This window comes from Mesorhizobium sp. WSM3626 (assembly GCF_000513935.1).
GTDB lineage: Bacteria > Pseudomonadota > Alphaproteobacteria > Rhizobiales > Rhizobiaceae > Mesorhizobium > Mesorhizobium salmacidum.
Genome location: NZ_AZUY01000001.1, coordinates 163185 through 186517 on the forward strand (window position 1 = coordinate 163185; position 23333 = coordinate 186517).

A 23333-nucleotide genomic window follows, 5' to 3' on the forward strand; every position below is an offset into this window, starting at 1 on the left:
TCACGCGAACTGCCCCCCTTTCAAAGTTGCACATTCGCTAACATGTTCCCAATCCATGTCGTCTTTGACATCATGGCCTGGATGCGGAATGTTAATCGGCGGAAAGCCAACAATGGGAGTTAGTCATGACAATCTATAAGAGCAATGGCGACAGCGTTCCGGATCACATCCTGGCGATGGCCGAAGAAGCCAAGTCAGGCAAGGTCGACCGCCGCGAATTCCTCGCGCTCGCCAGCGTCTTCGGCGCCTCGACGGCCATGGCCTACGGGCTGCTCGGCCTTGCCGCTCCGACCCCGGCCAAGGCCGAGGACGTCCAAGGCAAGAAAGGCGGCGTGCTGAAGGTCGCCATGTCCGTCAAGGATCCCAAGGATCCGCGTACAGCAGACTGGTCCGAGATTTCCAACGCCGAGCGCCAGGCGCTCGAGCCGCTGGTGAAATACACCAAAGAGTACACCTTCGCGCCATATCTGCTGGCAAGCTGGGACATCAACGACGACGCCACCGAATACACGCTGCATGTGCGGCCTGGCGTCGAATGGAACAATGGCGACAAGTTCACCGCCGATGACGTGATCTACAATTTCACCCGCTGGGCCGACAAATCAGCGGAAGGCAACTCGATGCCGGGACGCCTTGGCAGTCTCGTCGATGAGACGACCAAGAAGTTGCGCGAAGGGGCGATCGTCAAGGTCGACGACATGACCGTCAAGTTGAAGCTGTCGAAGCCCGACATCGCCATCATCCCGAACCTGTGCGACTATCCCGGCCTCGTCGTCCACAAGACCTTCGACGAGAAGGGCGCCAACTTCAAGAACTGCCCGATCGGCACAGGTCCGTTCGAGCTCGTCTCCTATGATGTCGGCCAGAAGGTGGTCTACAAGCGCCGCACGACCGGCAAGTGGTGGCAGGGCGAAGCCTTCCTCGATGGCGTCGAGTTCATCGACTACGGCACCGATCCGGCCGCGACGGTCTCGGCCTTCGAATCGGGCGAAGTGCAGACCAACCACGAAACCACGGCCGATTACGTCAAGATCATCGAAGGTGTCGGTGCGCCGGCTTCGGAAGTCGTGACCGCGGCCACCGTGGTCTCTCGCTTCAACATCAATGCCAAGCCCTATGGCGACCAGAAGGTGCGCCAGGCGATGTGCCTCGCCGTCGATAATTCGGTCGTGCTGCAGCTCGGCTATGGCAATGCCGGCACGCCGGCCGAAAACCACCATGTCGCGCCGATCCATCCGGAATATGTCGAACTGCCGAAGATCAAGCGCGACATGGCCAAGGCCAAGCAGATGCTGACGGAAGCCGGCGTGATCGATTTCGAGCACGAGCTGATCAGCAATGACGAGGACTACCACAAGAACACCACCGACGCGATCGCGGCCCAGCTGCGCGAGGCCGGCATCAAGGTGAAGCGCACCGTGCTGCCGAGCTCGACCTTCTGGAACGACTGGACGAAATACCCGTTCTCGGAAACCAACTGGAACATGCGTCCGCTTGGCATCCAGGTCATCGCCATCGCCTACCGCTCCGGCGAAGCCTGGAACGAGACGGCCTATGCCAATCCGGACTTCGACAAGAAGGTCAACGAGGCCCTCGGCATCGCTGATGCGGAGAAGCGCAAAGTCGTGATGAAGGACATCGAGACGATGCTGCAGGAGTCCGGCATCATCATCCAGCCTTACTGGCGCAAGCTCTACATCAACATCAAGCCCGAGGTGAAGAACCACTCGATGCACCCCACCTACGAGCACGACTTCGGCAAGGTTTGGCTCGATCAGGCGTGACCCACAGCTTGACGAATACGAGGGGCGACTGGCCCCTCGAATTCGCGGGATCGTCGCCGTTGCACTGGATGCAGCGGCGGCGTGACGTCGCAAGGTTTTCGAAACAGGGTTGACCATATCTGACCCCAACCCGGCCGGCAGGGGGTACAATGTTCTCATTCATCATCAGACGCATCGGCACTATACTGCTCACGATGCTGTGCCTGACGCTGGTCGTTTTCTTCCTCGTCAATCTCGAACCCAATCTGAAGAAGCTGGCGATCAGCCAGACCGAAATGCACACATCGGCCGAGCAGCTCGAAAGCTGGCTGGTCAATCACGGCTACCGCCAGAACTTCTTCGCTCGCTATGGCCAGTGGCTCGGCGTCGTGCCCAAGCAGCCGATCACGGATCCGGCGACGGGGAAGACGACACAGCGCTTCTCTTTCTGCAACGACCCGACGGTGCCGACATTCTCCGGTGTCATCGAGGGCGATTTCGGCTGCTCGACCAAGTTCAAGACCACGGTTGGGGCCAAGCTGTTCCCGGCGCTCGGCGCTACCGGCATCCTGATGTTCTGGGTGCTGGCGGTGATGGTGCCGGTCTCGCTGCTGATCGGCATCCTTGCCGGCATGCGCGAGGGCTCGCGCACCGACCGCGTGCTGTCGGTCGCGTCGATCGCCTCGACGGCGACACCTGAATATGTGTCGGGCGTCATCTTCACCGTCGTCTTCGCCTCATGGCTCGGCTGGCTGAACGGTTCTGCCGCCTCGGCGAGCCAGGGTATCACCTTCTACAACTTCACGCTGCCGGTCATCACGCTGGCGATCTACGGCATCGGCTACATCGCGCGCATGACGCGCGCCTCGATGGTCGAGGTGATGACGCAGCAATATATCCGCACGGCACGCCTGAAGGGGCTTTCCTTCAAGAGCGTCGTGGTCAAGCACGCGCTGCGCAACGCGTTGATCGCGCCGTTCACCGTCATCATGCTGCAGTTTCCATGGCTGCTCACCGGCGTCGTCATCGTCGAGGTGATGTTCCGCTACCAGGGCTTCGGCTACACGCTGGTCGAGGCCGCGGGCAACAACGACATCGATCTTCTGCTCGGCTGTTCGCTGGTCTCGGTGTTCATCGTCTTGATCACGCAGCTCATTTCCGACGTCGGCTACGCGTTCCTCAATCCGCGCATCCGCGTTCAGTAGGGAGAAGGCGCATGCAAGCTCAATATATCGGCGCCTCCACCATCATCCTCGAAGTGTTCTGGCGCTTCTGGCCGGTCTGGGCCGCGCTTTTCATCGTCATGGGCGCGAGCTTTCTCTACAAGAAGAAGCTGGCGCTCTATGGCCAGCTGTTCGACAGCGGCGTCGGCATGGCGGGCGTCTTCATCTGCCTGTTCTGGCTGTTCACGGCGATCTTCGCCTCGACCATCTCGCCTTTCGATCCGCTCGGCCAGGTCCCGATCATGAAGGACACGCTGCCCGGCGCCATCGAACCGCAATCGGGGCTTGTCTACCTGTTCGGCGGCGACAAGCTGGCGCGCGATGTGTTCTCGCGCATGGTCTATGGCAGCCAGATCGTGCTGATCATCGCACCCGCGGCGACCGGTTTCGCGCTCATGGTCGGCATCACGCTCGGCCTGCCGGCCGGCTATTACGGCGGCAAGATCGATTCCATCCTGTCGTTCCTGGCCAACCTCGTGCTGGCTTTCCCGGTGATCCTGCTGTTCTACCTGCTGGTGACGCCGGGCATCATGGACACGCCGATTCCCTATGCGCTGGCCGGTGTCTTCTTCCTGTTCCCGATCATCTTCTTCAGCGTGCTGTTCTGGACCCGCTACAAGAACCGGCCCGACCGGATCTATATCCTGCTTGGCCTGACGCTGATCATAGGCGGCTGGATCTACCTCGGCCTGGTCTTCGACAGGGATCCGCTGCACATCGTCCACATCGATCCCAACCAGCTCAACATTTTCGTGGCTGTGGTGTTCGCCTCCAGCCCCGGCGTGTTCCGCATCGTGCGCGGCCTTGTGATGGACATCAAGACGCGCGACTATGTGGCGGCGGCGCAGACGCGCGGTGAATCGCCGTGGTATATCATGCTGTGGGAAATCCTGCCCAATGCGCGCGGACCGCTGATCGTCGATGCCTGCCTGCGCATCGGCTACACCACGATCCTGCTCGGCACGCTGGGCTATTTCGGCCTGGGGCTTGCGCCCGAGAGCCCGGACTGGGGCACCGCGATCAAGGACGCCAGCCGATTGCTGCGCTCCTTCATCCATCCGGCGCTGCCGCCGACGATCGCGCTGATGTCGTTCGTGCTGGGGCTCAACCTGTTGGCCGATTCGCTGCGCGAGCAATCGATGAAAGACTGATTGACGGGCCTTGACCCGCGTCTGGTAAAATTTGGATTGGAGCGACCCATGAACGAGGCAGTTCGAAATCCCGCCAAGCCGACCAATGGGCCGACCAATGGGCCGATCATCGAGATCGAGAACCTGTCGATCTCCTTCTTCACCCGCAAGGGCGAGATACCAGCCGTGATGGATTTTTCCTGCACGGTCATGCCGGGCGAGGCGATGGGCATCGTCGGTGAATCCGGCTGCGGCAAGTCGACCGTATCGCTCGGCATCATGCGCGACCTGTCCAACATCGGAAAGATCGTCGGCGGCAAGATCAAGTTCCAGGGCAAGGACATGGGCGAGCTCTCCGACGAGGAACTGCGCGCCATCCGCGGCAACAAGATCGCCATGATCTACCAGGAGCCGATGGCCAGCCTCAATCCGGCGATGAAGATCGGCCAGCAGCTGATGGAAGTGCCGTTGATCCACGACAAGGTTTCGAAGGAAGAGGCCTACTCCAGGGCGCTCGAAATGGTGCGCTCGGTCAAGCTTCCCGATCCCGAGCGCATGATGCGCTCCTATCCACACCAGCTTTCCGGCGGCCAGCAGCAGCGCATCGTCATTGCCATGGCGCTGCTGTCGAAGCCGGCGCTGCTTCTGCTCGACGAGCCGACCACCGCGCTCGACGTGACCGTGGAAGCAGGCATCGTCGACCTGGTGAAGGGGTTGGGCGAGAAGTTCGGCACCTCGATGATCTTCGTCTCGCACAATCTCGGTCTGATCCTTGAAACCTGCGACCGCATCACGGTGATGTATTCGGGCGAGGCGGTGGAGACGGGCAAGATCAAGGACGTCTTCGACCGGATGCGCCACCCCTATACGCAAGGGCTGTTCCGTTCGATCCCGCTGCCGGGCGCCGACAAGAACTCGCGGCCGCTGATCTCTATCCCCGGCCAATTGCCACTGCCGCACGAGCGGCCGAAGGGCTGCAATTTCGGTCCGCGCTGCCACCATTTCGTCGAGGGCGTCTGCAACGCCGCCGAGATCCCGATGATCGAGGTCGCGGGTCACGAAGGCCATTTCTCGCGTTGCGTACGCTTCAACGAGATCGACTGGGACGCGCTGCCGCCCGGCGCCAAGAAGGTCAATGAACGTGTCGTGCCCGGCGCGCCGGTGCTCAAGATCGAGGACCTTCGGAAATATTATAAGGTCGGCGGCAGCGAGGTGTTCGGCTCGAGCGAAGGCCGCGTCGTCAAGGCCAACGAGACGATCTCGTTCATGGCGCGCGAATCCGAGACGGTCGCCATCGTTGGCGAATCCGGCTGCGGGAAGTCGACGCTGGCCAAGGTGCTGCTCGGGCTGGAGACGGCCAGTTCCGGCAGCGTGACGCTGGGCAACAAGGAAATCCAGTCGACCGGCATCGAGAAGCGCAGCGTCGACACTGTGTCGTCGATCCAGATGGTGTTCCAGAATCCGTTCGACACGCTCAACCCCAGCCATTCGGTCGGGTCGCAGATCATCCGCACGCTGGAAAAATTCAATGTCGGCAAGACGGTCGCCGACCGGCGCAAGCGCATGCTGGAACTGCTCGACCTGGTGAAACTGCCCAGGGCGTTCGAGACGCGCAAGCCGCGCCAGCTTTCCGGCGGCCAGAAGCAGCGCATCGGCGTGGCACGCGCCTTTGCCGGCGACGCCAAGGTGGTTGTGGCCGACGAGCCGGTTTCGGCGCTCGACGTTTCGGTGCAGGCGGCGGTGACCGAACTGCTGATGGACATCCAGCGCAAGAACAAGACGACAATGCTGTTCATCAGCCACGATCTGTCCGTCGTGCGCTACATCGCCGACCGCGTCGTCGTCATGTATCTCGGCTATATCGTCGAGCAGGGCACGACCGACCAGATCTTCGCACCGCCCTATCATCCCTATACCGAGGCGCTGCTGTCGGCGATCCCGATCGCCGATACCAGCGTGGTCAAGAAACACATCGTGCTGGAAGGCGACATACCCTCGGCGATGAACCCGCCGTCCGGCTGTCCGTTCCAGACACGCTGCGGCTACAAGAAGCTGGTTCCCGACAATTTGTGCGAGACCAAGGTGCCGCCGGTCAAGAATCTCGGCGACGGCCATATGAGCCTATGCTGGCTTTCCGACGACGTGCTCAAGACCATGGAGCCTGTGATCAAGTTCGACAAGGAACACGCCGCCCATGAGGGCGTGCCGGACGATGCGCCGCATGGCGACGGTCCGGGCTTTGCCGGTACGCCGCCCAACCGACCACATGGCAAGACGGCCAGTGCGGAAGCCGACGCCGTGGGGGAGGCCGCCGAGGAGGCCGAAGCCGTTTCGCGTGCTCGCCGCCACGAAGTCCGGGATGACGCCTCCGAGACCGGCGATGCCTCTCCGAAGCCCGCCAACGCCACCTCCGCGCCGTTCACGCCAAGGACGCTTGGAGACGGCCGCCAGGCGGAGAACGCACGCGTGGCACCAATTGGTGAGCCTGCGGTGAGGCAGACCAAATCAAGCCAAAGTGCGACAAAGGCGAGCGCGACTGCGGAGCCAGCCCGTCTGGCCGGCGCAAATGTCGACAAGAACCGCCCGTCGGGCATCGCCAGGCCTGCCAAACCCGATGACCTCAAGCTGATCTCCGGCGTCGGCTCGAAGACGGAAGGCATCCTCAATGGCCTCGGCATCTTCACCTACGCTCAGGTCGCCGCATGGAAAAAGGCAGAGCGCGAGTGGGTTGACGATCATCTGAGATTCCACGGCCGTATCGAGCGCGAGGACTGGGTCAGGCAGGCAAAGGCGCTAGCCAAGGGCGGCGAGGCTGAATACATCAAGGTATTCGGCAAGAAGCCGCGCTGAAAGCCACGACCGTTGCGGCAACCCTTTAGTTGCCGCACTGGCTCAGTTGCTGTGCATAGTCGCGGGCCATCTTGTCGGTGGCCTTTGCATAGCCCTGGACGCCGGCATCGCCACGATTGCCTCGGCCATAGGCGGTCCAGCCGAGATAGTAGGCGAGATAGAGGTTGTAGGTGTCGTTGCGCGCGACGCCGTATGCGTCTGATGTCTTGGAATGATACCAGCCGACGAAGTCGACGGCGTCGGCGAATTTCGTCCGCCGCGCCGCCCAGTTGCCGGTCTCGCTCTGATATTGCGACCAGGTTCCGTCCAGCGCCTGCGAGAAGCCGGTGGCCGACGAGACGTGCTTCCACGGAATGAAACCGAGCAGTTTGGTGCGCGGCGGCCGGGCGTTGCTCTTGAAACCGGATTCCTTGCGCACGGTGGCCATCAGCACCGGCACCGGCACGCCGTATTTCTGGGACGCGCGCTCGGCGGCCGACTGCCAATTGTCGAACCAGCCGTCATTCTGGTCGAAGACGGCGCAGACATTGTTGATGTGGCTGGGCGCGGTGGCGCAAGCCGAAAGTGCCAGCAGCGCACACACCGCTACAATTTTACTAAAACTCGACCTACGCATTGGATGAGCAATAAGCCGAAATCATAAAGGGAATCTTGCTGCCGCCGTTAACGCCTGGTCGGCACGAGCAGGTGAGAAAATGCCATATCGGTATTCCGACGCCAATTGTCGTCATTTCTAAACAGGCATCGCAGATATGCCGCCTTGGCTAAAATCACGCCGGCAAACGGCGTATTTCTGACAGACCGGCCGCGCTGCCGAAGCTTTGATGCCGGCATGACCGAACCAAGACGCAAGCGCGGCGCCGAGCGCACCAGCAACAGGGGGCCAGCGCCCATCGCGCAGCTGCCGCCCAGACGGGTGACGAATCCGTATCCGCCGATGGCGTTGCTGTCACCAGACCAGATCGAGGCGATCCATCAGGCGTCGATGCATATGTTGGAGAATTTCGGCATCGAGGTTATGAGCCCGCGTGCGCTGTCGCTGTTCGAGAAAGCCGGCGCCAAGGTCGATCACGCCTCGGCCAATGTGCGCGTCGATCGCGGCATGGTCGACGAGGCGCTGAAGACGACGCGATCTACCTATTCGCTGACCCCACGCAACCCGGCCAAGTCAATCCATCTCGGTGGCAGCACCATCAATTTCACGCTTGTGGCCGGTCCTCCCAATGTGCACGACATGGAGCGTGGCCGCCGTGCCGGCAATCTGCGCGACTATGCCGATCTCACCCGGCTGGCGCAGCATTTCAACTGTATCCACATGCTTGGTAACCAGGTCTGCGCGCCGGTCGAGCTGCCGGCCAACTCACGCCATCTCGACACCTACTTCACCAATCTGACGCTGACCGACAAGAGCTTCCATGTCTCGGCGATCGGCCGGGGCAGGGCTCTGGACGGCATCGAGATGATGGCGATTTCGCGCGGGCTGACGCTGGATCAGATGCGGGGCGATCCCGGCATCGCCACCATCATCTCGGTCAACTCGCCGCGCCGCTTCGACGAGATGATGGCCGAGGGGCTGATGACCATGGCCGAGTACGGCCAGTCGGTGGCGGTGACACCGTTCACGCTGATGGGGGCGATGAGCCCGGTGACGCTGGCCGGCGCCATGGCGCAGCAGAATGCGGAGGCGCTGTTCGGCGTTGTACTGACGCAACTCGTGCGTCCCGGCGCGCCTGTGATGTACGGCGCCTTCACGTCCAATGTCGATATGAAGTCCGGCGCGCCGGCTTTCGGCACGCCTGAAAATACCAAAGCCAACATCGCCTCGGGACAATTGGCGCGGCGCTACGGCCTGCCATACCGGACGACGCCCGGATCGGCTTCCAACGCCGCCGATGCGCAAGGCGCCTATGAGACGCTGATGGCGCTGTGGGGCGCGGTGCTTGGCCATGGCAATCTCGTCTACCACGCCGCCGGTTGGCAGGAAGGCGGGCTGACGGCGTCGTTCGAGAAATTCATCATCGACGTCGAGATGATCCAGCACATGATGGAGTTTTTGCGCCCGATCGTGGTCGACGAGGCCGAGCTTGCCGTCGAGGCGCTGGGCGCGGTGCCGACCGGCGGTCATTTCTTCGGCGAGCCGCACACGCTGGAGCGCTATGCGACCGCCTTCTACCAGCCAATGCTCTCGAACTGGCAGAATTTCGAAGCCTGGCAGGAAGCCGGCGGCCTCGACGCGACCGCGCGCGCGACGCGGCTGTGGAAGAAGGCGCTGGCGGATTATGTCGAACCGACGATGGACATTGCCGTCCGTGAAGAGCTCGAGGCCTATGTGGCCAAGCGCAAGGAAGCGATCGGGCAGGGCGAGCCGTGATTTCCTTGGCGCCGGCGCGCGGCTCCTGCTGTCCCGATTCATATCTCCCATCCAACTCACTGATATCAGAGAAAAACCCATGAAATCGCATGCAAAAGTCGTGGTCATTGGCGGTGGCGTCGTTGGGTGCTCGGTGCTGTTTCACCTCGCCCGCCATGGCTGGACCGACATCGTGCTCCTGGAGCGCGATGAATTGACATCCGGCTCGACCTGGCACGCAGCCGGCGGCATGCACACGATCAATGGCGACCCCAACGTCGCCAAGCTGCAGAAATACACAATTAACCTCTACAAGGAGATCGAGGAGCTGTCGGGGCAGGCGACCGGCGTCCACCTGACCGGCGGCGTCCTTCTGGCTGCCACGGAGGCGCGGCTTGACTGGCTGCGAGGGGTCGTCGCCAAGGGCCGTTATCTCGGCATCGAGCTGGAGGAAATCTCGCCGAAAGAGGCGGCCGAGCTGATGCCGTTGCTCGACCCCAGCCAGTTCGTTGGCGCCGTCCGCAACAAGGAGGACGGCCACCTCGATCCCTCGGGCGTTACGCACGCCTATGCCAAGGCGGCGCGAAAGCTGGGCGCCGAGATCGAACGTTTCACCAAGGTGGAGGACATCGTGCGCCGTCCCGACGGGATGTGGCGCGTCATCACCAACAAGGGCGAGGTGGTGGCCGAACATGTCGTCAATGCCGGCGGCCTGTGGGCGCGCGAGGTCGGCCGCATGGTCGGGCTCGAACTGCCAGTCCTGGCGATGGAGCACATGTACCTGATCACCGAGGATATGCCGGAGGTCGCGGCCTGGAATGCCAAAACCGGCACCGAGGTCATCCACGCTGTCGATTTCGACGGCGAGCTCTATCTGCGCCAGGAGCGCGGCGGGATGCTGATGGGCACCTATGAGAAGGCCAACAAGCCGTGGTCCGAGTATCAGACGCCGTGGAATTTCGGCCATGAGTTGCTGGCGCCGGACATCGACCGCATCGCGCCGTCGCTCGAGGTCGGCTTCCGGCATTTCCCGGCTTTTCAGAACACCGGCATCAAGCAGATCATCAACGGGCCTTTCACCTTCGCGCCCGACGGCAACCCGCTGGTCGGGCCGGTGCGCGGCCTGCCGGGCTTCTGGGTCGCCTGTGGCGTGATGGCCGGCTTCAGTCAGGGCGGCGGCGTCGGGCTCGCGCTTTCCAACTGGATGATCGAGGGTGACCCCGGCGCCGATATCTGGGCGATGGACGTGGCGCGCTACGGCGACTGGGCGACCATGGCCTACACCAACGCCAAGGTGCGCGAGAATTATTCGCGGCGCTTTTCGATCCGCTTCCCCAATGAGGAATTGCCGGCCGGGCGGCCGCTGAAGACGACGCCCGTCTATGATTTGTTATCGGCCAAGGGCGCGCAATGGGGTGTCGCCTATGGGCTGGAGGTGCCGCTCTGGTACGCACCGGAAGGCGTCAAGGACGAGTTCTCATGGCGGCGCTCGAGCGACTTCACCCATGTCGCCGCCGAAGTCGCGGCGGTGCGCTCAGGCGTCGGCCTGTCGGAGATATCGAGCTTCGCCAAATACAAGGTGACGGGCGAGGGGGCGGCGGCCTGGCTCGACCGGATGCTCGCCTGCAAGCTGCCGAAGCCCGGTCGCATGACTCTGGCGCCGATGCTGAAGGAAGACGGCAGGCTGATCGGCGATTTCACGCTGGCCAATCTGGGCCCNGATGGCTGGTTCCTGGCCGGCTCCGGCATTGCCGAGCAATATCACATGCGCTGGTTCGAGCAGCATCTGCCTGACGATGGCTCGGTCCATATCGAAGCGCTGGGGCAAAAGCTCACCGGCTTGTCGATTGCCGGTCCCAGGGCGAGGGACGTGCTGGCGAAAGCCACGCGCTCCGACATATCGAACGCGGCGTTTCCCTTCATGGCCATTGGCAAGATGGATATCGGCATGGCGCCGTGCCTGGTCGGCCGCGTCAGCTACACCGGGGATCTCGGCTACGAGATCTGGGTGGCGCCGGAATATCAGCGTGCCGCCTATCAGGCGCTGATCGCGGCGGGGGCGGAGTTTGGCATCGGCCTGTTCGGTTCGCGCGCGCTCAACGCGCTGCGGCTGGAGAAGAACTATGGTTCATGGGGGCGCGAATACCGGCCGATCTACGGGCCGCTGGAAGCCGGACTCGATCGTTTCGTCGCCTACGGCAAGGACGCCGATTTCATCGGCAAGGCGGCGGCGCTGGCCGAGCGCAAACAGGGCGGCAAGTTGCGGCTACGCGCCTTCATCGTCGATGCCAAGGATGCCGATGTCATCGGCGACGAGCCGATCTGGTTCGGCGGCGTGGTGCGCGGCTGGGTGACGTCGGGCGGCTACGCCCATCATTCGAAGAAGTCGGTCGCCGTCGGCTACGTGCCGAAGGAGATCGCCGACGAGAGCGACGGCTTCGAGATCGAGTTGCTGGGCAAGCGGCATGCGGCGCGCATGCAGGCGGCGCCGCTGTTCGATGCTAATTTCGAACGGATGCGGGGGTGAGAGCGCACCCCCGCATGGGATCATGCGTTGCGGCGGTTGTCGAGCGCAAAGGCGCCAGCGCCGGCGAAGACCAGATAGAGAAAGATAAAGCAGAACGAGATCGCCGAATCGCCGCCGTTGTTGACGGGGAAAAAGTCGCGCGGCATATGCGCCACGAAATAGGCGATCGCCATTTCGCCGGCCAGAAGGAACGCGACCGGGCGGGTGAAAAGGCCCAGTGCCAGCAGAATGCCGCCGAGGAATTCGAGGATGCCGGCTGCCAGCGGCAGTCCGCTCAACGCGGCGGCGGCGTGCTCGCCTGCGGGGAAATTGAACAGTTTCTGGCTTCCGTGCTCGACGAACTGCAGCGCGGTCATGATGCGCAGAACGCCAAGCGCCTGCGGCTGGTATCTGGCAAGGCCATCGAAAAGCTTCATCCAAAACTCCATTTGGCTTCTCGGCTCGGCCATAGGTTATCGCCCGGCTATGGACCATTCACTTCCCCTGGCCTGCCATCAACAATAGGTGATTGGAAATGTTCCCCAGCCTGACCTTTGATATTGTGCCAGCCAGGGTTGTAGTTGTATCGCTATGGTTGTATTGATTTATGGACACTCCAGACATGTGGGTCCCCTCGCCATGAAAAAAGTCGCCATCGGCCTGTTCGCAATCCTTATGGGCACCACCAGCTTCGCCATGGCCGAGGACGCCGGCTGCGAGGCCTTCAAATGGCCGGTGACGCGGGAACAGGCGCTGTTTGCGGCTGCGCCCTCAACGCCGTCCGGAGCGACGCTCGCGGTGGGTGCCGCCGCGGATCTGGCGCTGGTGCCGGCCGACAAGGCCGGTTTCGCGGTGCCGCCCGAACGGGCCCCCGCGGAAGGCACGTTCGGCGCCGTAGCCAGCTTGGCGGTTCCGCCGGAGGGGGCCATCCAGATCAGCCTGTCGGGCGAGGCCTGGATCGATGTGATCCAGGACGGCCATGCCGTGAAATCGGCGGGTTATAGCGGTGTCAAAACCTGCCCCGGCATCCGCAAGAGCGTGCGGTTCAAGCTGGCGGCCGGCCAAGCCACCGTCCAGTTCAGTGGTGCCAAGAAAGAGACCCTCAAGGTCGCGGTGCTGGCGCCGGAATGAGCCGACGCCAGCAGGCGTGATTTCAGTGGTTGGCGTAAGCGCTCGCTACCGCACCGGCGCCATCAGAGCGAAATGCGCGCCTTGCGGGTCCTGGCATTGCACGATCCAGCTGCCTCCGGGCACCTCCATCGGTCCCATCAGGATATTGCCACCATTGTCGGTGACGCGTTTGGCGGCCGCGTCGATGCCGGTGACATTGAAATAGAACTGCCAGACCGGCACCGGTATCTGCTCGGGCTTGTTCATGATGCCGCCACCGGATTCAGGGCCGGCGGTGAAGGTCTGATAGATGCCCATCGGGCCCATATCGAATTCGCCGGCATTGGTCCAGCCGAACTGGCTGGAATAGAAATCGAAGGCGGCCTTCCAATCGCTCGTATAAAGTTCGTGCCAGCCAATATGGCCAGGCGTGCTGGCCGGCACAACCGGCTGGTCGGGGCCGTTCGGCTGCAGGAACATGAAGGTCGCGCCTTGCGGATCGGCGACGACGGCGAAGCGGCCGACGCCTGGAATGTCGTCGGGCTGGCGGTGAACGGTACCACCAGCTTTCTCCAGCGACGCCGTAGCGGCATCGACATCCCTTGCATGGATATAGCCCAGCCAGGCGGGTGGCATACCCATATTGGCCGCATCCTCAGGCATCGTCATCAGGCCGCCGACGCCACGCTCGCCGACATTCATGACGATATAGCGCGGCATGCCTGGGGCCTTGTCGAAGGGCTCGGCCCTCCAGCCGACCACTTTTGTGTAGAAAGCCTCCGCGGCGTCGAGGTCCGACGTCACCAGTTCGTACCAGAAGAAGGGCATCGGGGATTTTGGCATGGTCGGTCTCCTCACCGTTGTGCACTGATCGTCGTTCGATCCATCCTAGGACGATCTTGACGACAGAAATCCGACATCTGGGCTAGAAATCGGGAACGGCAAGGCCAGCCTCCTGGTATCTTGCGCGCCTTGCGATTTTCACCTTTGCTTGGCCTGAGAAGGGGGCCTCGATCCATGCGGCAGATGTCGCTTACAGCCGAGCTTGTCGCACTGTGCCATCGCGAGGAGGCCGATCCCGGGCCCAGCGGCAGCTGGACGCAGCTGAGCGACGAGGATTTCCGGGTCCTTTCCGCGCGGCTGTCCGATGAAGCCGATGCGGGGCCGCTATGGGTGTTCGCCTATGGCTCACTGATCTGGAAGCCGGCTTTCGAGTCCGTCGAACGCCAGCGCGCCACCGCCCATGGTTACGGCGCAAGGGCATCTGCGGGCGCTGGGTTTCTGGGTCGGGGTGACGGGGAGAGGCACTTCGCTCGGGCAGCCGCTGGAGACAGTGGCGCAAGTGCTGGCGCGCGCCTGCGGTCATGTCGGCTCCGGCGCGGAATATCTTTACAACACGGTCAGCCATCTCGAGGAATTCGGCATCCGCGACCGCAATCTTTGGACATTGCAACAATTGGTAGCCGAAGAGATCAGGTCGATCCACGGCATTGGCATGGTCGGCAGCTCCATCCCTGCGTTACCGTCATCTTAACTTGAATTGGACTGTCATCTTTTAGTTCAGCCTTTTCAGCGGCTTGCGTCAAAAATTGACCAATTGATAAAAAAACAAAACGTGCTAGCCTTTCCCAAAACGAAAACATGGGGAACTGAAAATGCCAGTGGGCCAGTTCAAAAAGGGTATTGTCGGCGGCCGGCTCCTGCCGGACCAATACGCGGACAATTTTTCCGACCTGCATCCGCCGCTCGATCATCACGAGGCGCTGGTCGAATCCGACCGCTGTTATTTCTGCTACGACGCGCCGTGCATGAATGCATGTCCGACCTCGATCGACATCCCGATGTTCATCCGCCAGATCTCGACCGGTAACCCGATCGGGTCGGCCAAGACCATCTTCGACCAGAACATCCTGGGCGGCATGTGCGCCCGCGTCTGCCCGACCGAGACGCTGTGCGAGGAGGTCTGCGTGCGCGAGGTGGCGGAAGGCAAGCCGGTGCAGATCGGCCGTTTGCAGCGCTACGCCACCGATGTCGCGATGAGCGAGAACAAGCAGTTTTACCCACGCGCCGAGCCAACGGGCAAGACGGTCGCCGTGGTCGGCGCCGGCCCGGCCGGCCTTGCCGCGGCGCACCGGCTCGCCCGCCACGGCCATGACGTGACCATCCTGGAGGCGCGCCCGAAGGCCGGCGGCCTCAACGAATATGGTATCGCCGCCTACAAGAGCGTCGACAACTTCGCCNAGGCCGAGGTCGACTATGTCACCGCGATCGGTGGCATCGACATCCAGAACGGCAAGACGCTCGGCCGCGACTACCAGTTCTCCGACCTGATCCGCAATTACGATGCGGTGTTCCTCGGCATGGGGCTTGGCGGCGTCAACGCGCTGCGCGCCGATGGCGAGGAAGCCGCCGGCGTCACCAACGCGGTCGAATTCATTGCCGAGCTGCGCCAGGCCAGCGACCTCTCAGGCTTGCCGGTCGGCCGCCGCGTCGTCGTCATCGGCGGCGGCATGACGGCGATCGACGCCGCCGTGCAGTCGAAGCTGCTTGGCGCCGAGGAGGTGACGATCTGCTACAGGCGCGGCCAGGAGCATATGAACGCCTCCGAGTTCGAGCAGGACCTGGCCGCCGCCAACGGCGTCACCATCCGCCATTGGCTGCAGCCGAAGCGGGTGATCGCCGAAGGTGGCAAGGTCAGTGCCATCGAACTCGAATACACCGCGCTCATCGGGGATAAGCTTGCCGGCACCGGCGAGACGCTGACGCTGGTTGCCGACCAGGTGTTCAAGGCCATCGGTCAGAGTTTTGTGCCGGTCGCCCTCAACGGCAGTGGGGCGTCAATCGACCTCGAAGCCGGCCGCATCAAGGTTGACGAGGAAGGGCGCACCTCGCTGGCCAAGGTCTGGGCCGGCGGCGACTGCATTTTTGGTGGCGACGACCTGACCGTCTCGGCCGTGGCGCAAGGGCGCGATGCGGCCGAGAGCATCCACAGGAGCCTGACCCAGGGATAAGGATCATGGCCACGGTGGAACCGGGCATTGCCCGTCACTACGAGATTTCAGGCCTGGAGCGGATTCTTGCCGCGCTTGCCGATACTGGTGTGGAAATCGCCTTTCTGAGCGCCGACGATCTCGCCGCAGTCGACGAATTCCACATTGGCGGCGTGGCCGCCACCAGGGAACTTATCGATCGGATGGGGCTGAAGCCCGGCGCCAGGCTTCTCGATATCGGTTCCGGCATAGGCGGCCCGGCCCGTTTTGCCGCGAACAATGCCGGCGCCGACGTCACCGGCATCGACCTGACGCAAAGCTATGTCGACACCGCGGCCAGCCTGTCGAAACGGGTGGGAATGGACGGCAAGACGCGCTTCGTGCAGGGCAGCGCGCTGGACATGCCGTTCGACAAGGCCAGCTTCGATGCGGCAATGATCCTGCATGTCGGCATGAACCTTCCCGACAAGCGCAGGCTGATGAGCGAGGCGGCCCGTGTGCTCAAGCCCGGCGGCGTCTTCGCCATATATGACGTGATGCGGCTCAAGGACGGCGCGCTGACCTATCCGCTGCCATGGGCATCCGACGAGACCATGTCCTTTGTCGCCGGGCCAGACAACTATCGTTCGACAGCTACCGCGGCGGGTTTCTCGGTGACCGCGGAGCGCCCGCGCGGTGCTTTCGCCATCGAATTCTTCGCGAAGATGCGGGCCCGCATGGCCGCCGCGCAGGCCGAGGGCAAAAAGCCGCCGCCCGGCGTCGGCCTCGTCATGGGCGAGGATGCCCGCACCAAGATCGCCAATCTCACCGCCGCGCTTGAGGGCGGCATTCTTGCTCCCGTGGAAATGCTCCTTCGTCTCGGTTGAAAGGGACCTGTCATGGCTGACATCCGCAACAATTTCGTCGGCATCAAATCGCCCAATCCGTTCTGGCTGGCCTCGGCGCCGCCGACCGACAAGGCCTACAACGTCATCCGCGCTTTCAAGGCGGGGTGGGGCGGTGTGGTCTGGAAGACGCTCGGCGAAGAGGGGCCGCCGGTGGTCAACGTCAACGGCCCGCGCTACGGCGCGATCTGGGGCGCCGACCGGCGCCTGCTCGGCCTCAACAACATCGAGCTGATCACCGACCGCGATTTGCAGACCAATCTGCGCGAGATGAAGCAAGTCAAGATGGACTGGCCCGACCGCGCGCTGATCGCATCCATCATGGTACCTTGCGTCGAGGAAAGCTGGAAATCCATCCTGCCGCTGGTCGAGGAGACCGGAGCCGACGGCATCGAGCTCAATTTCGGCTGCCCGCACGGCATGTCAGAGCGCGGCATGGGGGCGGCCGTCGGCCAGGTGCCGGAATATATCGAAATGGTGGTGCGCTGGTGCAAGCAATATACGCGCATGCCCGTCATCACCAAGCTGACGCCCAACATCGCCGATATCCGCAAACCGGCGCGAGCAGCGCATGCCGGTGGCACCGACGCGGTGTCGCTGATCAACACAATCAATTCGATCACCGGTGTCGACCTCGACAGTTTCGCACCGATGCCGACCATCGACGGCAAGGGTTCGCATGGCGGCTATTGCGGCCCGGCGGTGAAGCCGATCGCCATGAACATGGTGGCCGAGATCGCGCGCGACCCCGAAACCCGCGACCTGCCGATCTCGGGCATCGGCGGCATCACCACATGGCGGGACGCCGCCGAATTCATGGCGCTCGGCGCCGGCAACGTGCAGGTCTGTACGGCGGCGATGACCTATGGCTTCAAGATCGTGCAGGAGATGATCGCCGGCCTCGAAAACTGGATGGACGAGAAGGGCCACCGCTCGCTCGACGACATCATCGGCCGTGCCACGCCAAACGTCACCGACTGGCAGTACCTCAACCTCAACTATGTCGCCAAGGCGCGTATCGACCAGGACGCCTGCATCAAGTGCGGCCGCTGCCACATCGCCTGCGAGGACACCTCGCACCAGGCGATCACCAGCATGGTCAACGGCATCAGGCATTTCGAGGTGATCGAGGCCGAGTGCGTCGGCTGCAATCTGTGCGTCAATGTCTGCCCGGTCGACAATTGCATCACCATGGAGCCGCTGGCGGCCGGTGCGTTGGACCAGCGCACCGGCAGGCCGGTGTCGCCGGTCTATGCCAACTGGACGACGCATCCGAACAATCCGATGGCCAAGGTGGCGGCGGAGTAGGGAGCAAATATTCGACGAGAAAAGCGGCGTCTTCGGGCGCCGTTTTTTTCAGTTCCCTATTGCAGATAGGAATTATCCACGATAAGATATATCCATGAATTGGAGATAGGCATCATGAAGCTGGGCGAGGGCGTTGAAGCGGCCATTCACTGCGCGGCCACGCTGGCCAGTGTCGAGGGCAACAGCACGATGCCGGGCGCGGCCCTGGCGGAGGCCTTCGGCCTGTCGCCGACCTATCTCCTGAAGCATCTCAACATGTTGAGCGCGGCGCGGATCCTGGAATCGGTGCCGGGTCCCGCCGGCGGCTACCGGCTGGCGCGGGCTGCCGAGCGCATCACGCTGCTCGACATCGTGCTGGCCGTCGAAGGGCGCGAGCCGGCGTTTCGCTGCGGCGAGATCCGCCGCAACGGTCCGGTCAAGATCGACGCCTCGGCCTATGTCAAACCCTGCGGCATCAATGCCGCGATGCTGAAGGCCGAGCGCGCCTACCGGGCAGCGCTCGCAGAGGTGAAGCTGTCCGACATCGTGGCGGACTACGCGGCGGAAGGCGACCCCAGATCGTTTGCCGCGAGCTGCGCCTTTGTCGAGCGTCATCAGCGGCCGCAGAAATCCCGTTCAACCAACCAAGCCTAACCTCCCCAAAGATGCGAAAGGAAAGACGATGAAACAGAGACTGCAATTTTTCGCCAAGGCGCCGGAAATCATGAAGGCGGTGTCGGCACTCAACAAGGCGGTCGACGAATGCGGACTGGAGGTGAGCCTGCTGCACCTGATCAAGCTCAGGGCCTCGCAGATCAATGGCTGTTCCTTCTGCGTCGAGATGCACAGCCGCGAAGCCAGGCGCGACGGTGAGACCGAACAGCGGCTCTATCTGGTCGCTGCCTGGAAGGAATCGCCGCTCTTCTCCGAGCGCGAACGCGCCGCCTTCGCCTGGACCGAGGCGGTGACGCTGATCGCCAAAAATGGTGTGCCGGACGAACTTTATATCAGCACGCTCGAGCATTTTTCGGAAGAGGAACTGGTCAAGCTGTCCGTGGCGGTCGGCATGATCAACACCTGGAACCGGCTCTGCATCCCGTTCCATGCCATCCATCCGATGCCGGCCGCCAAGGCGGCCTGACCGTCCTGGTGTCTATTGGAGCGCCGCCGAGGAAGGCGGCGCTCCTACTGTTTTCAAAGGGAGAGTTTAATGCCCGTCGATTTGCCTTCGACCTTGCTGTTTCTCGGCCGCCTGCTGCTCGGCGGCGCCTTTGTCTTCGCCGGCCTGCGCAACATCCAGAACGCCGCATTCCTGACCGGTTTGATGGCCGCGCGTGGCGTGCCAAAGACTCGGTTGGCGCTGTGGGCCGGCATTGTCCTGCAGATCATCGCAGGGGTGCTGGTGATGGCCGGTCTCTGGACCGCGATTGCCTGCACGGTGCTGGTGATGTTCCTGATCGTGGCGACGCCAATGTTCCATAATTTCTGGGATCATCAGGGTCCAGACCGGGCAGCGCGCATCAACGGTTTCGTGGGCAATGTCGCGCTGAGCGGAGGGTTTTTGACGCTGATTGCGCAGTCGCTTTAAGGTATCGAATACAAGAATGCGGCCTCGGCAATACTACGCGGCACTTTTCTTCGACGCAGCGATCGACGCGGCCCAACTGATAGCAATAATGTCTTTCTCGGTAGATCGAAAGGGCTTCAACGCCTCCACCATTTGTAGCAAGTTGGCCCTTTTGTGTGATCGATTTCTAGGAGTAGGTAGCGAAGCCGCATACGCCTCCACTTCTTCAAATGTGCAGATATCGAGATTTTTGTAGACTAGTTCGCCTTGCTCATTCGGTATGCGAATCTGAGGCGATACATTGAAATTGCTCCACAGCGTGAGCTGGCTCGCTCCTATGCTGGTCGGGCCCCTCTCGCGTGCGCGTGAGAGTTCTCGTGCGAGAGCCATCCTCACAAGATCATCTCTTGCTTCGAGCACGGCGTCAGGATGTTCCATGAGGACCGCAGCAACTACTGTGTCTGATGAGGCTCCAGGATTTCCTAGTTCACTAGCTTTCGCGATGAGTAAGTTTCGTACTTTGGCCAGCGCTTGCCGACGAGCCATTTAACGACCTCGTTGTTTCACGAATCAGATAAAGTTATAGCGTGATCGCGACAATTCGCCGCGTCAACCACTAAAACAATTCATGAACAGCATAAGGACACATGCGGAGGTATGGTGACGCTTCCTAACTCCGCGATCGATGGCCGTAAGAGCAAGGCTGCCGCGAGCCGTCGGATGCGAGAACCCTTGTTCCCATTAATATGCCAATTGTTGCGGCTTGGTACCGATTGGGCCTGACACCATTCTTTCTTAGAAAAGATGAATACAGGTTTGGTCCGTGCCAAACATCTAAGGCCGCCGCTTCGGCCGCCAGGTATTCGTCGGACGTGTTGGCCGGCGTTTTGTTGGCCGAAAACTCAATCACATTGTCACGAAAGTGCATACCAACCCCGTTCTAGAGTTTCGGATAAAGTATTGAATACACTTATATAAATAGGTTAACGCACCACTAACCCTATCTGCCGAAGTCGGGCAGCAGCGCGAGCATCGCTCAGGCCGCGAACCGCAGGCCGCCATCACAGGTCAGCACCTGGCCGGTCATGAAGCTGTTGGAGACGAGGAAGGCTATCGCCGAGGCGACGTCCTCGGCACGGCCGATGCGGCCGACCGGCGTTTTCCCCGCATATTCGGCGAAGACCGCCTGCCGCTGCTCAACCGGTAGAAAATCCCACCACGGCGTGTTGATGACGCCGGGCGCAACCACGTTGACGCGCAGCGGCTTCAGTTCCACCGCCAGGATCGGCGCGACGGTCAGCAGCATGCCGTTGATGGCGCCGATGCCGGCGACGCCCGGCATCGCGACTTGGGCCGACACCGCCGAAATGAATGTGACCGATCCGCTCTTGCTTAGCGTCGGCAAGGCGGCCTGAAGGCAGGAGAGTTGCGGGCGCACCTTCTCGTCGACGCCCCCGCCGATGTCTGCAAGGTCGAGGGTTTCGAATGGACCGAGGCCCTTGCCGCCGCTCGCCGCCAGAACGAGATGGTCGAATGGGCCGAGGCGCTCGAAGAACTGGCGTACCTCATCCGGCTTCGAAGCGTCGAAGGCGGCCTTCTCGGCAGCGCCGCCAAGGCTCTTCCAGGCGCTGCCGAGCTTGTCCTGGTTGCGCCCGGTGATGGTCACCTTCATGCCCGGGCCGAGCAGTTTGCGCGCTGTCGCCAGGCCGATGCCGGACGAGCCGCCGATGATGACTGTGTGTTCGGTTCTGTCGGTCATGACTGTTCTTCCTTCGATTTTGGCGAAGCCAACCCGACGAGGTCGAGGCTCAGGCTGCGCAATTGTTGTCTTGCCCTGGCGTCGTAGGCCTGGGCGTCGGCGCGGGATTCGCGCAGTCCGTCGAAATAGAGGCCGCCGCGGCCTTCGAGCGCGGATGAGGTGGCGAGGTTCAAGATAGCTTCGGCGCCCGTTTCGACGGAGCTCCACGGCGTCACGCCCGCCTGTCGGACCATGGTGGTGTTCATGTAGCTCGCCGGATGCAGCGCGTTGACGGTGACGCCGCTGCCTTCCAACTGCTCGGCCAGATCGATGGTGAACAGGATCTGCGCCAGCTTGCTCTGGCAGTAGGCGCGCACGCCGCTATAGCCGCGGGTCAGCATGACATCGCCGAAATCGATCGCCTGCTGGCCGGCGGACGCGACATTGACGATGCGTGCCGGGGCGCTCGCCTTCAGCAGCGGCAGAAGCTCCGAGGTCAGCAGGAAGCCGGCGAGATAGTTGACGGCAAAGCGCAGTTCGTAGCCATCGGCGCTTGTCTGTCGCTTGTCGCCGGCGGTGCCGACGCCGGCATTGTTGACGAGGATGTCGAGGCGGGTTGTGCTGCTGCGCACGGCCTCGGCGAGGCGTCTTACCTGCGCCAGCGAAGCGAGATCGGCCGCGAGAAACTCGGCCTTGCCGCCGGCGGCTTCGATGTCGGCGATAGCGGCCTTGCCGCGTGTTGCATCGCGGCCATGCACCAGCACCCGTGCGCCGGCCGCACCCAACCTTTGCGCCACGACCCGGCCGACGCCGTCGGTCGAGCCGGTGATGAGGATGGTCTTGCCTTTCAATTCCATGTTCAGAGCCTCCTGTTGTTGCCCTGAACGCAAGATGGGGCGCTTCGCCCATGTCAAACAGTTCAAACTTTATCCTGGTATCAATACTGCTATAATAGCCGGCATGAACGCTCCCGCTGCCTCCACCCGATCAGCCGACGAGAGCCGCCGGCACGAACTCGGCGCCTTCCTGCGTTCGCGCCGGGAAAGGCTGGCGCCGTCGGCCACCGGCATCGCGACAGGTCCGCGACGGCGCACGCCGGGCCTGCGGCGCGAGGAAGTGGCGATGATCGCCGGTGTCGGCACCACCTGGTACACCTGGCTCGAACAGGGCAGGGATGTGCGGCCCTCGGTGGAAGTGCTGGCGGCGCTCTGCGAGGCGCTTCGCCTCGACGCTGTCGAGAAGCGGCATCTGTTCATCCTGGCCGGCCGCCAGCAGCCGGAGCGTCGTGTGGCGGCGCCGGAAAAGGTCGACGCCACGCTGTTGCATATGCTGCAAAGCCTGGTGCTGCAGCCCGCCTATGTCGTCGGCCGGCGTTGGGACGTTCTTGCCTGGAACGAAGCGGCTGTGGCGGTGTTCGGCGACTATGGCCTGCTGGAGGGCGATTGCAGAAATATCGTCCACATGGTGTTCACCAACCCGCACCACCGCCGCCTGCTGGTCGACTGGGAAGAACTCGCCCGCGTGGTGCTCGCCTCGTTTCGTGCCGAAAGCGCCAAATATGTCGGCGATCCCGATTTCGAACGGCTGATCGCGCTGATGATGAACTCAAGTCCCGAGTTCCGCGACTGGTGGCCCCGGCGCGACGTGGCGCGAAAACTGACCGGCGTGAAGCACGTCCGGCATCCCAAGGCGGGCTTGATGGCTTTCGAGCATATGAGCCTGTCGATCGACGACGGCTCGGACATGCGGCTGATCGTCTATACGCCGCTCGCCGAGCAGAACTCGATCGCCAAGCTACAACAACTGCTGGAGGCGATGCCGGCCGAACGGCGTAGCGCCTAAGACCCTCAGCTTCGTCATCCCCAGGTCTGCGCCGCGTCGCTACGCTCCTTGCTCCGCCCGTGGATGACGAAATGATGAGCGCCTCCGCTAACC

At 62.5% G+C, this 23333-nt stretch carries 19 protein-coding genes and 2 pseudogenes; 15 read left to right on the top strand and 6 right to left on the bottom strand.

What is annotated here, in order from left to right; translation table 11 throughout:
- Positions 1–125 precede the first annotated feature (125 nt).
- The 4 genes and pseudogenes from M653_RS0100855 to M653_RS0100870 form a co-directional block, all read left to right on the top strand.
- Positions 126–1784 (top strand): ABC transporter substrate-binding protein, encoded by a 1659-nt coding sequence (locus M653_RS0100855; RefSeq protein WP_027141575.1) that lies wholly within the window; start codon positions 126–128, stop codon positions 1782–1784.
- A gap of 149 nt (positions 1785–1933) precedes the next feature.
- Positions 1934–2968 carry an ABC transporter permease gene (locus M653_RS0100860; RefSeq protein ID WP_027141576.1) on the top strand — a complete coding sequence of 345 codons (1035 nt, stop codon included), beginning with the start codon at positions 1934–1936 and terminating at the stop codon, positions 2966–2968.
- An 11-nt stretch (positions 2969–2979) separates the two neighbouring features.
- Positions 2980–4137: an ABC transporter permease gene (locus M653_RS0100865; protein WP_027141577.1), complete on the top strand. Its 1158-nt coding sequence runs from the start codon at positions 2980–2982 to the stop codon at positions 4135–4137.
- 48 nt (positions 4138–4185) lie between these two features.
- Positions 4186–6399, top strand: a pseudogene (locus M653_RS0100870) (ABC transporter ATP-binding protein); the annotation flags it as partial.
- A gap of 592 nt (positions 6400–6991) precedes the next feature.
- Here the strand turns inward: M653_RS0100870 and M653_RS0100875 are convergent.
- Entirely contained in the window at positions 6992–7582 is a 591-nt protein-coding gene (locus M653_RS0100875) for a transglycosylase SLT domain-containing protein (RefSeq protein ID WP_027141579.1), read from the bottom strand.
- Positions 7583–7798: 216 nt separating this feature from the next.
- Between M653_RS0100875 and M653_RS0100880 the strand changes: the two genes are divergently transcribed.
- A complete protein-coding gene (locus M653_RS0100880; RefSeq protein WP_027141580.1) occupies positions 7799–9337 on the top strand; it encodes a trimethylamine methyltransferase family protein in 1539 nt (512 codons plus the stop codon).
- Between the two features lie 79 nt (positions 9338–9416).
- Complete coding sequence (locus M653_RS0100885) at positions 9417–11843, top strand: FAD-dependent oxidoreductase (protein ID WP_027141581.1); 2427 nt, start codon at positions 9417–9419, stop codon at positions 11841–11843.
- 20 nt (positions 11844–11863) lie between these two features.
- On the opposite strand, the gene M653_RS0100890 is transcribed toward M653_RS0100885, so the two are convergent.
- A complete protein-coding gene (locus M653_RS0100890) occupies positions 11864–12259 on the bottom strand; it encodes a DoxX family protein (protein ID WP_027141582.1) in 396 nt (131 codons plus the stop codon).
- A gap of 202 nt (positions 12260–12461) precedes the next feature.
- On the opposite strand from M653_RS0100890, the gene M653_RS0100895 reads away from it, so the two are divergent.
- Entirely contained in the window at positions 12462–12953 is a 492-nt protein-coding gene (locus M653_RS0100895; protein WP_198028646.1) for a hypothetical protein, read from the top strand.
- A gap of 45 nt (positions 12954–12998) precedes the next feature.
- Here M653_RS0100895 and M653_RS0100900 read toward each other — a convergent pair whose 3' ends face one another.
- Positions 12999–13775: a VOC family protein gene (locus tag M653_RS0100900; protein ID WP_027141584.1), complete on the bottom strand. Its 777-nt coding sequence runs from the start codon at positions 13773–13775 to the stop codon at positions 12999–13001.
- Between the two features lie 174 nt (positions 13776–13949).
- Between M653_RS0100900 and M653_RS1000000134245 the strand changes: the two are divergent.
- The 7 genes and pseudogenes from M653_RS1000000134245 to M653_RS0100935 all read left to right on the top strand — a co-directional run bounded on the left by M653_RS1000000134245 (position 13950) and on the right by M653_RS0100935 (position 19681).
- Positions 13950–14466 (top strand): annotated as a pseudogene (locus M653_RS1000000134245) (gamma-glutamylcyclotransferase).
- Positions 14467–14593: 127 nt separating this feature from the next.
- The gene (locus M653_RS0100910) at positions 14594–15943 is read left to right on the top strand and encodes an NAD(P)-dependent oxidoreductase (RefSeq protein WP_198028677.1); all 1350 of its coding nucleotides are present in this window, start codon (positions 14594–14596) and stop codon (positions 15941–15943) included.
- A 5-nt stretch (positions 15944–15948) separates the two neighbouring features.
- Positions 15949–16788, top strand: a complete 840-nt coding sequence (locus M653_RS0100915; RefSeq protein WP_027141586.1) for a methyltransferase domain-containing protein — start codon at positions 15949–15951, stop codon at positions 16786–16788.
- A gap of 12 nt (positions 16789–16800) precedes the next feature.
- Positions 16801–18114, top strand: coding sequence for an NAD-dependent dihydropyrimidine dehydrogenase subunit PreA (gene preA / locus M653_RS0100920; RefSeq protein ID WP_027141587.1), 1314 nt, complete (start codon positions 16801–16803; stop codon positions 18112–18114).
- Between the two features lie 114 nt (positions 18115–18228).
- Complete coding sequence (locus M653_RS0100925; RefSeq protein WP_027141588.1) at positions 18229–18747, top strand: Rrf2 family transcriptional regulator; 519 nt, start codon at positions 18229–18231, stop codon at positions 18745–18747.
- Between the two features lie 28 nt (positions 18748–18775).
- Positions 18776–19234 carry a carboxymuconolactone decarboxylase family protein gene (locus tag M653_RS0100930; protein ID WP_027141589.1) on the top strand — a complete coding sequence of 153 codons (459 nt, stop codon included), beginning with the start codon at positions 18776–18778 and terminating at the stop codon, positions 19232–19234.
- A gap of 69 nt (positions 19235–19303) precedes the next feature.
- Positions 19304–19681 carry a DoxX family protein gene (locus M653_RS0100935; protein ID WP_027141590.1) on the top strand — a complete coding sequence of 126 codons (378 nt, stop codon included), beginning with the start codon at positions 19304–19306 and terminating at the stop codon, positions 19679–19681.
- 33 nt (positions 19682–19714) lie between these two features.
- On the opposite strand, the gene M653_RS1000000136525 is transcribed toward M653_RS0100935, so the two are convergent.
- From M653_RS1000000136525 to M653_RS0100945, 3 genes are all read right to left on the bottom strand, one after another.
- Positions 19715–20206: a hypothetical protein gene (locus tag M653_RS1000000136525; RefSeq protein ID WP_156938140.1), complete on the bottom strand. Its 492-nt coding sequence runs from the start codon at positions 20204–20206 to the stop codon at positions 19715–19717.
- Positions 20207–20696: 490 nt separating this feature from the next.
- Entirely contained in the window at positions 20697–21419 is a 723-nt protein-coding gene (locus tag M653_RS0100940; protein ID WP_027141591.1) for an SDR family oxidoreductase, read from the bottom strand.
- Positions 21416–22255, bottom strand: a complete 840-nt coding sequence (locus tag M653_RS0100945; RefSeq protein ID WP_027141592.1) for an SDR family oxidoreductase — start codon at positions 22253–22255, stop codon at positions 21416–21418. The genes M653_RS0100940 and M653_RS0100945 overlap by 4 nt, the downstream gene beginning before the upstream one ends.
- Positions 22256–22358: 103 nt before the next feature.
- On the opposite strand from M653_RS0100945, the gene M653_RS01000000131915 reads away from it, so the two are divergent.
- The gene (locus tag M653_RS01000000131915; RefSeq protein WP_032934887.1) at positions 22359–23240 is read left to right on the top strand and encodes a helix-turn-helix transcriptional regulator; all 882 of its coding nucleotides are present in this window, start codon (positions 22359–22361) and stop codon (positions 23238–23240) included.
- Positions 23241–23333: the final 93 nt, after the last annotated feature.

Excerpts from the sequence above, each read along its gene's own strand:
- M653_RS0100890 (WP_027141582.1), bottom strand. The coding sequence starts at position 12,259 with ATGAAGCTTTTCGATGGCCTTGCCAGATACCAGCCGCAGGCGCTTGGC.
- M653_RS0100915 (WP_027141586.1), top strand. The coding sequence starts at position 15,949 with ATGGCCACGGTGGAACCGGGCATTGCCCGTCACTACGAGATTTCAGGC.
- M653_RS0100940 (WP_027141591.1), bottom strand. The coding sequence starts at position 21,419 with ATGACCGACAGAACCGAACACACAGTCATCATCGGCGGCTCGTCCGGC.
- M653_RS0100900 (WP_027141584.1), bottom strand. The coding sequence starts at position 13,775 with ATGCCAAAATCCCCGATGCCCTTCTTCTGGTACGAACTGGTGACGTCG.
- M653_RS0100925 (WP_027141588.1), top strand. The coding sequence starts at position 18,229 with ATGAAGCTGGGCGAGGGCGTTGAAGCGGCCATTCACTGCGCGGCCACG.
- M653_RS0100935 (WP_027141590.1), top strand. The coding sequence starts at position 19,304 with ATGCCCGTCGATTTGCCTTCGACCTTGCTGTTTCTCGGCCGCCTGCTG.
- M653_RS0100875 (WP_027141579.1), bottom strand. The coding sequence starts at position 7,582 with ATGCGTAGGTCGAGTTTTAGTAAAATTGTAGCGGTGTGTGCGCTGCTG.
- M653_RS0100895 (WP_198028646.1), top strand. The coding sequence starts at position 12,462 with ATGAAAAAAGTCGCCATCGGCCTGTTCGCAATCCTTATGGGCACCACC.
- M653_RS0100930 (WP_027141589.1), top strand. The coding sequence starts at position 18,776 with ATGAAACAGAGACTGCAATTTTTCGCCAAGGCGCCGGAAATCATGAAG.
- preA (WP_027141587.1), top strand. The coding sequence starts at position 16,801 with ATGGCTGACATCCGCAACAATTTCGTCGGCATCAAATCGCCCAATCCG.
- M653_RS0100865 (WP_027141577.1), top strand. The coding sequence starts at position 2,980 with ATGCAAGCTCAATATATCGGCGCCTCCACCATCATCCTCGAAGTGTTC.
- M653_RS0100880 (WP_027141580.1), top strand. The coding sequence starts at position 7,799 with ATGACCGAACCAAGACGCAAGCGCGGCGCCGAGCGCACCAGCAACAGG.
- M653_RS0100860 (WP_027141576.1), top strand. The coding sequence starts at position 1,934 with ATGTTCTCATTCATCATCAGACGCATCGGCACTATACTGCTCACGATG.
- M653_RS1000000136525 (WP_156938140.1), bottom strand. The coding sequence starts at position 20,206 with ATGGCTCGTCGGCAAGCGCTGGCCAAAGTACGAAACTTACTCATCGCG.
- M653_RS0100945 (WP_027141592.1), bottom strand. The coding sequence starts at position 22,255 with ATGGAATTGAAAGGCAAGACCATCCTCATCACCGGCTCGACCGACGGC.
- M653_RS01000000131915 (WP_032934887.1), top strand. The coding sequence starts at position 22,359 with ATGAACGCTCCCGCTGCCTCCACCCGATCAGCCGACGAGAGCCGCCGG.
- M653_RS0100855 (WP_027141575.1), top strand. The coding sequence starts at position 126 with ATGACAATCTATAAGAGCAATGGCGACAGCGTTCCGGATCACATCCTG.